Here is a 10,350-nt window from a genome sequence, read left to right on the forward strand (position 1 = left end):
TATAAAGAGCCCGACCTTTTGGTCGGGCTTTTTTTTAACTGTAGGAGCGAGCACGCTCGCGATGGTCGTTAACGATAACGTTGGCGATCTGACACCCCGCGGTGCATCGGAAACCATCGCGAGCGTGCTCGCTCCTACAGGTGTCAGTGTTGTAAACGAGAGGAGTGCTTTCGCCATGGACCTGCGTCTGGCATGGAGTTTTCTGGGACTGGCGCTATTGCCAACACTGTCGATAGCCGCCGGCAAATGCGAGCGTCTGGTCGTCACCGGCAGCCCGGATGCGCCACCGTACCTCTGGCAAGACCCGCAAAATCCCAAGCACCTGATCGGCGCCAGTGCCGACCTGTTGCAACAGGTGGCGGGAGAGCTGGGCATCAAGGTCGAACTGCTCTATGCCGGCAAACGCTCCCAGGCCCTGGAGGAAGTGCGCAGCGGCCGCATGGACATGCTGGCCGATACCCCGCTGACCGTCAGCGAGCTGGAATCCCTGGACTACATTCATCCGCCATTGCTGGAGAACGACTACCTGGTCTGGACCCGCAAGGACTCGGCACTGATCTACAACGACGTGCAGGATTTACCCGGCCATGTCGGCGCTTTGTCAGAAAAGTCTCGATTGACCCCGGAATTCGTCGCTTCAACCCAACAGAATTTGTCCCTGATCCGTACGCCGAACCTGACCCAGGCCTTTCAGAAATTGCTGCTGGGCGAGGTGGAGTTTGTCCTCGCGGGACGTTACGCAGGCATGGCCATGGCCCAAACATTGGGCATGACCAACGACCTGATCGCCCGTGCGCAACCCATCGACAAGCCGGGATTGTTCCTGGCGGTTTCCCACAACTCGGCCTGCAACGATCCGTGGTTGCGCGGACAGCTGGCGAAAAAGATGACAGAATTGCCCGCGTCCGGACTGACGGAGGCTGTGTTGCAACGCAATATCGAGCGTTGGAATACGCAGCAGAAACAGCCTGTCAGTGCCCCAAAACAGTAGGGATTCTTAGTGAGTATTCGACCTCTTTGCGCTGCCCTGGCCGTACTGGCTCTGGCGGGCTGCGCAGCCGATCCGGCACCCAACGAACAGATGCGCCTGACCGCCAAGGCGCTGGAACAGGCCAAGGCCGTGGGCGCCACGGCCGATGATGTGCCGGAAATGAAACTGGCGGAAGAAAAGTACAACCGCGCCAAAGGCAGCATGGCCGATCAATCCTTCAAGAACGCGCGCATGCGCTCCGAGCAGGCCGAGCTGGATGCGCGTCTTGCCGAGGCAAAAGTCCTGACCCTCAAGAGCGAGGAGCAGCTAAACGTGCTCAACACCCGCATCACCCGTCTGCGCAAGCAATTGGGAGATGCCCAATGAACCTCGGATCGAAGATTGTCGGTGGTCTGATCATCGCAGGTTGCGCGAGCCTTTATGGCTGCGCCGGCCAGCACAGTGAAGCGGCGTTGCAGCAGGCAGGTGCCGACTTCCAGAAGGTCAAGGAAGACTCCAACGTCTTGCGCATCGCGCCCAAGGACGTGATCCGTGCCGGTGAATCCCTGGCCCGTGCCGATCGTCTGTCCACTTATTGGGGCAGCGGTTCGGACGTGGCGCATTACGCTTATCTGAGCCAGCGCTACAGCGAAATCGCCCGTGAGCACACCAATCAGGTGCTCAACGAAGAACGCGCGGCGAAACTCGAACTGGAACGCCAGCGCCTGCAACTGGCCTTGCGTGAATCCAAGCTGCTCAGTGTGCAACAACAGGGCAAATGGCTCGAAGAACAGATGGCATTGGCCACCACCCAGACCGACCGTGGCCTTGTGCTGACCCTGGGCGATGTGTTGTTCGACACCGGTGAGGCAGAACTTAAAACCTCGGCCAACCGCGTGGTGTTGAAGATCGTGCAGTTCCTGCAACTCAACCCCAAGCGGGTGGTGCGCATCGAAGGCTACGCCGACAGTACCGGCGGCAAGCAGGAAAACCTCAAGCTGTCCCGTGACCGTGCGCAATCGGTGGCGGACGTGCTGATGGACCTGGGGATCGACGACAAGCGTATCCAGGTCGAAGGATATGGCGATGAGTACCCGGTGGATGCCAACGCCTCCGAGCGCGGTCGTGCGCAGAACCGTCGGGTGGAAATCGTGTTCTCCGACGAAAAAGGCCAGCTCGGCGCCACCCGCTAAGGGTTGCGTCTCTGGAAAACCCGGCACTGTCAGGCAGTGCCGGGTTTTTTTGTATCTGCCAACCCTTTGGCAGAACAGTACAGTTTTTTGCTGACACTGCACTGTATGGTCGACTATTGTGGTAACTGTCCCAGTACACTTACGAACTGTTACGGTATCGTTTCCCACAAGAATAAAATGCCTGTGAAACCGAGTGCTGCGTCATGACCAACCTCTTGCTCTATCAACGTATTGCTCAGCAACTGGCTGAAGACATCCGTCGCGGCGTCTATCAACCGGGAGAGCGCGTGCCTTCGGTGCGCAAGATGAGCTCGCAGCTCAACGTCAGCCATGCCACGGTTCTGCAGGCCTATGCCAACCTCGAGGATCAGGGCCTGATCCGCGCCCGGCCGCAGTCGGGTTACTACGTACACCAGACGCCGGCCCTGACCGCGCAGACTCCGGACATCGCCCGGGTCGAGCGTCCCGGCCTGGTGACGCGCAGCAGCATCATTCAGCAGGTACTGGTCGAGTCCCGTCGCGAAGGGGTGTTTCCTCTGGGCGCGGCGGTGCCGAGCGTCGACTACCTGCCGGTTCGGGCGCTGCATCAGCAGTTGGCCAAGGTCACCCGTTTCCACAGTCCTCGTGCATTCAGTTACATGTTCAGCCCGGGTTTCGAGCCACTGCGCCGGCAGGTTGCGATCCGCATGCGCGATGCCGGGGTGGTGGTCGATCCTTCGGAAGTGGTGATTACCCACGGTTGTGTCGATGCCTTGCAAATGTCCTTGCGGGTCCTGACCCGGCCTGGGGATCTGATCGCTGCCGAATCGCCGACCTATTACGGTTTGCTGCAATTGGCCGATCTGTTGGGGCTCAAGGTCATCGAGATCCCCAGTGATCCTGCCACCGGCATGAGTCTGGAAGCCCTGCAACTGGCGGCCAATCAGTGGTCGATCAAGGCGCTGGTGCTGACCACGCGCCTGAGCAATCCCCTGGGCGGCACCATGCCCGAGGAACGGCAGAAACAGTTGCTGCGTCTGGCGTCGGATTTCGACATTCAGATCGTCGAGGACGATATTTATGGCGAACTGATGTTCGAGCAGGGGCGCACCAAGGCGCTCAAGGCCTATGACCGGCTGGACCGGGTGATCTATTGCTCCAGCTTCTCCAAAACCCTGTCGCCCGGTGTTCGGATTGGCTGGATGATCGCCGGCAAGTTCCAGCAGGAAATCCAGCGTTTGCAGACCTTCAGTACCCATTCGGCTTGCAGCGTCACGCAGATGGGCATTGCCGCCTATCTGGAGAACGGCGGGTACGACCGGCATTTGCGCTACATCCGTCAGGAATACCGCAAGAACCTCAGCGCCTTCCAGTTGGCGGTGCAGCAGTATTTCCCCGAAGGCACGCAGATGACCCGCCCGACCGGTGGATTCATTCTGTGGGTCAGCCTGCCGGGAAGGGTTAATACCCAGGAACTGCATGTGCGGGCCTTGCAACAGGGCATCAGCATAGCGCCGGGGCTGATCTTCAGTAATACCGAGCAATTCAACCACTGTATCCGGCTCAACTGCGGCATTCCGTGGAATCGTGAGGCCGAGCGTGCCTTGATGACGCTGGGCATGCTCGCCACGCAGCTTTGCCAGGAGACGGCCCAGGGCTTTTGACGCTGTGGGCAGGGGTTTGCCTGTCCACACTTGTCTTGTCACGTGCAACAGGCGAGCATATGGCCTCTCTGTCGTTTGCGCCCGTGCGTCGTTGAGTCCATGAAACCCATTTTTCCCGCCGCTTGGTTATTGATCTGCCTGTCAGTCGGCCTTCAGCCGATTACTGTCCAGGCCGCATCCGTTCAGGACAAGCCGGCGGCCAGCACGACGTCGAAAAAGGCCGCACCCGCCAAAGCAGCACCTTCCAAAAGCACCCCCGCAAAGAAAACAGCGCCGGCCAAAAAGCCTGAGGCAGTGGTCAAGAAGCGTCCACCGATCGCCTCCAAGTCCAAACCCGCCAGCGAGGTGGTGAAGACCCAGCTCCCTCCCGCCAATATCGACTTGAGCCTGCCTCGGGACATGGTCGAAGATCTGGACCCCGTCGGCACCGTCCCTTTGCCCAAGCACGATCCGCTGTTGCCGCAGATGTTCGGAGAAAAGGGCAAGAGTCAGTTTCAACTCAACGGACGCCTGATCAGCAACGAAATGCAGCTGCAACTGCGCAATGAGGAGCGTCATGAAGTCGATGGCGCAGCGCTGGAGTTCGAATTCAAGCGCTGAATGCCCCGTTCGTGAGCCGCGTGATAGACGCTTTGTCGGAGACTGCCCGGTCACACCCGTTTGCAGCGAAAAACCTGCGGTACGGTAATTTAAAACAACTGTTTAAGCGGTTACTCTGTGCCCTGTCCTTTAACACATCGCCCGTCGCGAGGAGCTTGTCGTCATGAAATGCCGTGAGGGCTGTGGCGCCTGTTGCATTGCCCCATCCATCAGTTCCGCCATTCCCGGCATGCCCATGGGCAAAGCCGCCGGGGAACGTTGCGTGCAATTGTCTGCCGAAAACCTGTGCAACATCTTCGGCCAGCCGGAGCGCCCGGCGGTGTGTTCGGGATTCAAGGCGGACGTCGAGGTGTGCGGCGGCAGCAGTGAAGAAGCCATCCGATTGATTGGCTGGTGGGAGCAGATGACGGCGGCGTGATGTGTTCAACGAACGGAACTTCAACAACAAGGAATATAACTATGGGTTCGCTGCATCGTTTGGCTGTGTTGTGTGGGTTGACGGCGGTTCTGGCCACTTCGGTCGTCCAGGCCGAAGACTGGAAAGTCGCCAAGAATGAAGACGGCATCAAGGTGTCCCTGAGCGAGGTGGCCGGCTCCGATTACAAGGCCTACCAGGGCGTTACCCTGATGAAAACCACCGTGGCCAAACTGCGCGCCTTGCAGGACAACGTGACTGGCGCCTGTGCCTGGATTCACGAATGCAAGACCCAGAAACTGCTCAAGCACGAAGGCGATCAAAGCTGGACTTACACTCAATTCAATACGCCTTGGCCGGTCACTCCGCGTGATTCGGTGCTGCACGTCACAACCACCGAAGGCGCTGATGGCAGCCTGACCCGCAAGCTCGAAGGCGTGCCGACGTACATTCCCGAAGAAAAAGGTTTCGTGCGCGTGGCCAAGGTCGATGGCTTCTGGAAGTTCGTACCGAAGGGCGATCAGGTCGAAGTGACCTATCAGGTGCACACCGAACCAGGCGGCAGCGTGCCATCGATGGTCGCCAACAAGTTCGTGGTCGATGCCCCGTTCAACACCCTGAAAAACCTCAAGGCGCTGGCCGAGAAATAATCCTGTGGGAGCGAGCCTGCTCGCGATGGTCGTGAACGTTAACGCCGTACATTCAGGTACCCGGCGTTATCGTTCAGCACCATCGCGAGCAGGCTCGCTCCCACAGTCATTTATCTCCTCAGGTTGCATTCAGTTCGGATCCTTTATTGTGTTTCCGAATATTCGCTGTACGAAATTTTCACAATACCTCCCAGACAATTCGCGCGCGTTGGCATGATCGAACAGTAATCAATGGCATTGCCACGTTTGATCGTGCAACATTTGCGCACCGCGCAAGCCCCGGGGCCAGGTAGTTGGCCAATAGAGGGCAGGGCGCAGCTGTATTCGAACTTAAACTTCCAATGGGTCCTAAAACGACATGGCAATTCCGGACGCCCTGAATCAGCAGCGAGCTTCTAGTCGCCTGCTGCAACCGACCGTCAAATCGCATCTGGCCTACACGCTGTTGTGTGCCCTGGTGATGATGGTCATGTTCAGCCTGCTGCGCCTCGCGCTGCTGGTCTACAACCGCGAAATGATCCTCGACACGCCGGCCTCGACCTTTTTCGAAGCATTTGCCAACGGCCTGCGTTTCGACCTGCGTCTGGTGGTGTACCTCAGCATTCCGTTGCTGCTGTCACTGTTCAGCGTCCGGGCCATGGCCGCGCGCGGGTTCTTCCGTTTCTGGCTGACCGTGGTTTCCAGCATCGCGCTGTTCCTGGGCCTGATGGAGATGGACTTCTACCGTGAGTTCCACCAGCGCCTCAACGGCCTGGTCTTCCAGTACGTGAAGGAAGACCCGAAAACCGTGATGAGCATGCTCTGGTACGGTTTCCCGGTGGTTCGCTACCTGCTGGCGTGGGCCGTGGGCACCTGGATCCTCAGCCTGGCGTTCAAAGGTGCGGACCGCGCAACCCGTCCACGCGGTCCATTCAGCGGCGGCAGCATCGGCGCTCGTCAGGTCGCCCCCTGGTACACCCGCGTCGCGGTTTTCGTGGTCTGCCTGCTGATCTGCGTGGTTGCCGCCCGTGGCACTCTGCGCCAGGGCCCGCCGATGCGTTGGGGTGATGTCTACACCACCGATTCCAACTTCGCCAACCAGTTGGGCCTCAACGGCACGCTGTCTCTGGTGGCGGCGGCGAAGAGCCGGATGTCCGAAGATCGCGACAACATCTGGAAAGCCACGCTGCCACAGCCGATGGCGCAGCAGACCGTGCGCGATATGCTGGTGATGAAGGACGACAAGCTGGTGGACGGCGAAACCGCCGCGGTACGTCGCGACTACACGCCACCGGCCGACAAAACCTTGCCGATCAAGAACGTTGTCGTGATCCTGATGGAAAGCATGGCCGGTCACTCGGTGGGCGTGCTGGGCGGTCCGGGCAACATCACGCCTTATCTGGACAAGCTGTCCCAGGAAGGTCTGCTGTTCGACCGTTTCTTCTCCAACGGTACCCACACCCACCAGGGCATGTTCGCCACCATGGCGTGCTTCCCGAACCTGCCGGGCTTCGAATACCTGATGCAGACGCCTGAGGGCAGCCACAAACTGTCGGGCCTGCCGCAGCTGCTCAGCGCCCGCGACTACGACGACGTCTACGTCTACAACGGCGACTTCGCTTGGGACAACCAGTCGGGTTTCTTCAGCAACCAGGGCATGACCAACTTCGTCGGTCGTAACGACTTCGTGAACCCGGTGTTTTCCGACCCGACCTGGGGCGTGTCCGACCAGGACATGTTCGACCGAGGCCTGGTGGAACTCAAAGCCCGCGACGGCAAGGACAAGAAACCGTTCTATGCCTTGCTGCAAACCCTGTCCAACCACACTCCGTATGCCTTGCCGACTCCGTTGCCGGTCGAGCGCGTGACCGATCGCGGCAGCCTCAACGAGCACCTGACCGCCATGCGTTACTCGGACTGGGCGCTGGGTCAGTTCTTCGAGAAAGCCCGCAAGGAGCCTTACTTCAAGGAAACCCTGTTCGTCATCGTCGGCGACCACGGCTTCGGCAACGAGCGTCAGATCACCGAAATGGACCTGGGTCGTTTCAACGTGCCGATGCTGATGATTGCACCGGGCATCCAGGAAAAGTTCGGCAAGCTGGACCACACCGTCGGCACTCAGGTCGACATCGTGCCGACCATCATGGGCCGCATCGGCGGGGAAGTGCGTCATCAGTGCTGGGGTCGCGACCTGCTCAACCTGCCGGAAGGCGACACCGGTTTCGGCGTGATCAAGCCATCGGGTAGCGAGCAGACCACGGCCATCATCACCGCCGACCAGATTCTGGTCCTGCCGAAGGACAAGGACATGGCGCCGAAGATGTACGCCTACGAGCTGGGCGCCAAGCCTCACGCCCAGGTCATCCCGGATGCGCCGCGTACCGCCGAGATGCGCACCAAGCTGGAATCGTTCCTGCAAACGGCGACCAAGAGCCTGATCGATAACACCGCCGGTGTGATCGACGGCAAGCCGGACTAAATAGCGTCACCCATAAAAAAGAGGCCCTTTGAAAGGGCCTCTTTTTTTGCCGGCTGAAACTTCATATCTTGCCGAGTAACAACAGGATCAATATCACTACCAACACCACGCCGATGATACCGGACGGGCCATAACCCCAACTTCTGGAGTGCGGGAAGACCGGCAGACCACCGATCAGTAACAGGATCAGGATGATGAGTAGAATTGTGCCCATGTCTTTTTCCTTGCTGTAAGTAGTCAGGAATGACCTAGTCGTTAATGGTCAGCAGGAATGTAATTAATTCAAGCTGCTTAACATTTCCGACCGCGGTACTTCGAAGAAAATTCCAAGTTTTTTTCATGTTTTTCCAACATCGGATTATTTCTTCGTGCAAGCGCTAGTTGCCGGCGTTTTGCTCGGGCCATTCAGCAATCTGATGGAGCGTGGGTCGGGCAATAACCTTCGCTACACTCGACGCATCTTCCCCGGAACAACAAGGCTGTCTGCTATGCAAAATCGCATGATGATCACTGGTGCGGGCTCTGGCCTGGGTCGCGAAATCGCGCTGCGCTGGGCCCGCGAAGGCTGGCAGCTGGCCTTGTCCGATGTCAGCGAGCCGGGCTTGCAGGAAACGTTGAAGCTGGTCCGCGAAGCCGGCGGCGACGGTTTTATCCAGCGTTGCGACGTGCGCGACTACAGCCAGCTGACCGCTTTCGCCCAAGCGTGTGAATCGAAGTTCGGCGGCATCGATGTGATCGTCAATAACGCTGGCGTGGCGTCGGGTGGGTTTTTCAGTGAGTTGTCCCTGGAGGACTGGGACTGGCAGATCGCGATCAACCTGATGGGCGTGGTCAAGGGTTGCAAGGCCTTCCTGCCGCTGCTGGAAAAGAGCAAGGGCAAGATCATCAACATCGCGTCCATGGCGGCGCTGATGCAAGGCCCGGCCATGAGCAACTACAACGTGGCGAAGGCCGGTGTGGTGGCGTTGTCGGAGAGCCTGCTGATCGAACTGGCGCACCAGGAAGTGGGCGTGCACGTGGTGTGTCCGTCGTTCTTCCAGACCAACCTGCTCGATTCGTTCCGTGGCCCGACCCCGGCCATGAAGGCCCAGGTCGGCAAATTGCTGGAAAGCTCGCCCATCACCGCGGCCGATATTGCCGACTACATCTACCAGCAGGTCGCCGCCGGCGAGTTCATGATTCTGCCCCACGAACAGGGCCGCATGGCCTGGGCACTGAAGCAAAAGAACCCGCAGCTGCTGTACAACGAAATGACCGTCATGGCCGACAAGATGCGCGCCAAGGCCAAACAATCCGCGGGCTGATCTTGCCCGCAGTCGACAGCCTCGTTAGGGTGGCCGCCATTGGCCATCCTGACGGGACACTTCCATGCTCAACTACCTGTGGTTCTTCCTTGCCGCGCTGTTCGAAATCGCTGGCTGCTTCGCCTTCTGGATGTGGTTGCGTCAGGGCAAAAGCGCCTGGTGGGTGGTGCCGGCGCTTCTCAGCCTGACTCTGTTCGCCCTGTTGCTGACCCGCATCGAAGCCACTTACGCCGGTCGCGCCTACGCGGCTTATGGCGGCATCTACATCATTGCGTCGATTGGCTGGCTGGCGGTGGTCGAGCGGATCCGTCCGTTGGGCTCGGACTGGATCGGCGTGGCGCTGTGCGTGATCGGGGCGACCGTCATCCTTTTCGGACCGCGCTTTTCCGCTTCCTGAAGGATCCGCCCTGCATTTACAGGATTTGTCAGACGTTTCCGTCAGGAGGTCGGGTCGCGGGCTGTAAGTCCCGTCTGGTTTGCCGTGGTTGCCTTGTAGGCCCGTCTCACACGGCGCATCTTCAGGGCCTGGTAACCCTGAAGGACGCAAGTCATGTTAGTACTCAGTCGCGTAGTGGGCGAATTGATTTCAATCGGCGACGACATCTCCATCCGGGTCGTCGCTGTCGATGGCAACAGCGTGCGTTTCGGCGTCGAAGCGCCGCGCCACATCAATGTGCACCGGTCCGAGATTTACGAGCGGATCAAGCGCAAGCAGCCGAAAAAGGAAAAGTCAGTCGAATAAATGCTTGGGCACGTCGTGCTTGAGCATCAATTGGCATTGCTCGCTTTCCGGATCGAAGACGATCATCGCCTGTCCCTTGATCAAGGCCTGACGCACCCGCAGCACACGGGTCTGCAGCGGCGTGTCGTCGCCATTGTCGGTGCCGTCGCGGGTGACGAAGTCTTCGATCAGGCGGGTCAGGGTGTCGACTTCGAGTTGGTCGTGGGGAATCAGCATAGGCACCTCGGGGGAACAATGTCGGGATGCTACGGCGAATGTTCCGCTGCGGCTAGCCTTGGGGGCCTTGTGTTGTCTGATCTGCCGTCTTCGCGGGCAAGCCCGCTCCCACAGGTTTTTGTGTCGATCACAAATGGTTGGATCGACTCGAACCTTGTG

General features: G+C 59.2%; 13 protein-coding genes. 11 read left to right on the forward strand and 2 right to left on the reverse strand.

Features of this window, described 5'->3' with window-relative positions:
• Positions 1-175 precede the first annotated feature (175 nt).
• The 8 genes from ACW9JE_RS13840 (at position 176) to ACW9JE_RS13875 (ending at position 7,929) form a co-directional block, all read left to right on the forward strand.
• Positions 176-991 carry a substrate-binding periplasmic protein gene (locus tag ACW9JE_RS13840; RefSeq protein ID WP_224537770.1) on the forward strand — a complete coding sequence of 272 codons (816 nt, stop codon included), beginning with the start codon at positions 176-178 and terminating at the stop codon, positions 989-991.
• A 9-nt stretch (positions 992-1,000) separates the two neighbouring features.
• Positions 1,001-1,357 carry a DUF4398 domain-containing protein gene (locus ACW9JE_RS13845; RefSeq protein ID WP_224537768.1) on the forward strand — a complete coding sequence of 119 codons (357 nt, stop codon included), beginning with the start codon at positions 1,001-1,003 and terminating at the stop codon, positions 1,355-1,357.
• On the forward strand, positions 1,354-2,163 hold the full coding sequence (locus ACW9JE_RS13850) for an OmpA family protein (protein WP_224537766.1): 810 nt from the start codon (positions 1,354-1,356) through the stop codon (positions 2,161-2,163). Before ACW9JE_RS13845 ends, ACW9JE_RS13850 begins: the two co-directional genes overlap by 4 nt.
• Before the next feature lie 203 nt (positions 2,164-2,366).
• Entirely contained in the window at positions 2,367-3,806 is a 1,440-nt protein-coding gene (locus ACW9JE_RS13855) for an aminotransferase-like domain-containing protein (protein WP_224537765.1), read from the forward strand.
• 99 nt (positions 3,807-3,905) lie between these two features.
• Positions 3,906-4,406 carry a translation initiation factor 2 gene (locus ACW9JE_RS13860; protein WP_457433050.1) on the forward strand — a complete coding sequence of 167 codons (501 nt, stop codon included), beginning with the start codon at positions 3,906-3,908 and terminating at the stop codon, positions 4,404-4,406.
• 163 nt (positions 4,407-4,569) lie between these two features.
• A complete protein-coding gene (locus tag ACW9JE_RS13865; protein WP_224537761.1) occupies positions 4,570-4,824 on the forward strand; it encodes a YkgJ family cysteine cluster protein in 255 nt (84 codons plus the stop codon).
• Positions 4,825-4,865: 41 nt separating this feature from the next.
• Positions 4,866-5,471: an START domain-containing protein gene (locus ACW9JE_RS13870; protein WP_457433051.1), complete on the forward strand. Its 606-nt coding sequence runs from the start codon at positions 4,866-4,868 to the stop codon at positions 5,469-5,471.
• Positions 5,472-5,829: 358 nt separating this feature from the next.
• Positions 5,830-7,929 carry an LTA synthase family protein gene (locus tag ACW9JE_RS13875; protein ID WP_457433052.1) on the forward strand — a complete coding sequence of 700 codons (2,100 nt, stop codon included), beginning with the start codon at positions 5,830-5,832 and terminating at the stop codon, positions 7,927-7,929.
• A gap of 61 nt (positions 7,930-7,990) precedes the next feature.
• Here the strand turns inward: ACW9JE_RS13875 and ACW9JE_RS13880 are convergent, their stop codons facing one another.
• Positions 7,991-8,143 (reverse strand): DUF3309 family protein, encoded by a 153-nt coding sequence (locus ACW9JE_RS13880; RefSeq protein WP_008060837.1) that lies wholly within the window; start codon positions 8,141-8,143, stop codon positions 7,991-7,993.
• 274 nt (positions 8,144-8,417) lie between these two features.
• On the opposite strand from ACW9JE_RS13880, the gene ACW9JE_RS13885 reads away from it, so the two are divergent.
• The 3 genes from ACW9JE_RS13885 to csrA all read left to right on the forward strand — a co-directional run bounded on the left by ACW9JE_RS13885 (position 8,418) and on the right by csrA (position 9,975).
• Entirely contained in the window at positions 8,418-9,233 is an 816-nt protein-coding gene (locus ACW9JE_RS13885; protein ID WP_457433053.1) for an SDR family oxidoreductase, read from the forward strand.
• Between the two features lie 64 nt (positions 9,234-9,297).
• Positions 9,298-9,630, forward strand: coding sequence for a YnfA family protein (locus ACW9JE_RS13890; protein ID WP_457433054.1), 333 nt, complete (start codon positions 9,298-9,300; stop codon positions 9,628-9,630).
• A gap of 153 nt (positions 9,631-9,783) precedes the next feature.
• On the forward strand, positions 9,784-9,975 hold the full coding sequence (gene csrA / locus ACW9JE_RS13895) for a carbon storage regulator CsrA (RefSeq protein WP_224537752.1): 192 nt from the start codon (positions 9,784-9,786) through the stop codon (positions 9,973-9,975).
• Here the strand turns inward: csrA and ACW9JE_RS13900 are convergent.
• Positions 9,964-10,191, reverse strand: a complete 228-nt coding sequence (locus ACW9JE_RS13900) for a YheU family protein (protein ID WP_175378371.1) — start codon at positions 10,189-10,191, stop codon at positions 9,964-9,966. The two genes, csrA and ACW9JE_RS13900, sit on opposite strands and share 12 nt — an antisense overlap.
• Between the last annotated feature and the right edge of the window lie 159 nt (positions 10,192-10,350).

Source organism: Pseudomonas sp. SDO55104_S430 (genome assembly GCF_054070595.1).

What these genes read in the sequence shown, in the direction of transcription:
- ACW9JE_RS13850 (WP_224537766.1), top strand. Translation starts at nt 1,354, where the DNA reads ATGAACCTCGGATCGAAGATTGTCGGTGGTCTGATCATCGCAGGTTGC.
- ACW9JE_RS13840 (WP_224537770.1), top strand. Translation starts at nt 176, where the DNA reads ATGGACCTGCGTCTGGCATGGAGTTTTCTGGGACTGGCGCTATTGCCA.
- ACW9JE_RS13880 (WP_008060837.1), bottom strand. Translation starts at nt 8,143, where the DNA reads ATGGGCACAATTCTACTCATCATCCTGATCCTGTTACTGATCGGTGGT.
- ACW9JE_RS13865 (WP_224537761.1), top strand. Translation starts at nt 4,570, where the DNA reads ATGAAATGCCGTGAGGGCTGTGGCGCCTGTTGCATTGCCCCATCCATC.
- ACW9JE_RS13860 (WP_457433050.1), top strand. Translation starts at nt 3,906, where the DNA reads ATGAAACCCATTTTTCCCGCCGCTTGGTTATTGATCTGCCTGTCAGTC.
- csrA (WP_224537752.1), top strand. Translation starts at nt 9,784, where the DNA reads ATGTTAGTACTCAGTCGCGTAGTGGGCGAATTGATTTCAATCGGCGAC.
- ACW9JE_RS13890 (WP_457433054.1), top strand. Translation starts at nt 9,298, where the DNA reads ATGCTCAACTACCTGTGGTTCTTCCTTGCCGCGCTGTTCGAAATCGCT.
- ACW9JE_RS13875 (WP_457433052.1), top strand. Translation starts at nt 5,830, where the DNA reads ATGGCAATTCCGGACGCCCTGAATCAGCAGCGAGCTTCTAGTCGCCTG.
- ACW9JE_RS13885 (WP_457433053.1), top strand. Translation starts at nt 8,418, where the DNA reads ATGCAAAATCGCATGATGATCACTGGTGCGGGCTCTGGCCTGGGTCGC.
- ACW9JE_RS13855 (WP_224537765.1), top strand. Translation starts at nt 2,367, where the DNA reads ATGACCAACCTCTTGCTCTATCAACGTATTGCTCAGCAACTGGCTGAA.
- ACW9JE_RS13870 (WP_457433051.1), top strand. Translation starts at nt 4,866, where the DNA reads ATGGGTTCGCTGCATCGTTTGGCTGTGTTGTGTGGGTTGACGGCGGTT.
- ACW9JE_RS13900 (WP_175378371.1), bottom strand. Translation starts at nt 10,191, where the DNA reads ATGCTGATTCCCCACGACCAACTCGAAGTCGACACCCTGACCCGCCTG.